This window comes from Vibrio sp. 10N.222.55.C6 (assembly GCF_041473395.1).
Taxonomy (GTDB): Bacteria; Pseudomonadota; Gammaproteobacteria; order Enterobacterales; family Vibrionaceae; genus Vibrio; species Vibrio crassostreae_C.
Window position 1 is genome coordinate 1 of the sequence record NZ_JBFRSD010000113.1, and the last position, 421, is coordinate 421.

Below are 421 nucleotides of genomic sequence, written 5' to 3' on the forward strand. Positions count from 1 at the left end.
CTTGAATGCTCTCGATGGAAAACCTCTGCCAGTGTATGGCAACGGTATGCAAATCCGTGATTGGCTGTTTGTCGAAGACCATGCACGAGCGTTGTACAAGGTGGTCACTGAAGGTGAGGTAGGTGAAACCTATAACATTGGTGGTCACAATGAAAAAGCAAACATTGATGTTGTAAAAACGATCTGTTCATTACTTGAAGAGTTGGTGCCAAATAAGCCAGAAGGTGTGGGTAAGTACCTTGACTTAGTTACTTATGTGACTGATAGGCCAGGGCATGATGTACGTTATGCAATCGATGCGTCAAAGATTGAACGTGAATTGGGTTGGAAGCCAGAAGAAACTTTCGAATCAGGTATTCGTAAAACAGTCGAGTGGTACTTAGAGAATAAACAATGGTGGTCACGCGTATTAGATGGCCTG

General features: G+C 43.5%; 1 protein-coding gene. It reads left to right on the forward strand.

From position 1 onward, the window contains the following. Window positions 1–421, forward strand: a 421-nt coding sequence (locus AB4486_RS22795; RefSeq protein WP_372118763.1) for a GDP-mannose 4,6-dehydratase, incomplete at both ends; no start/stop codon positions are given.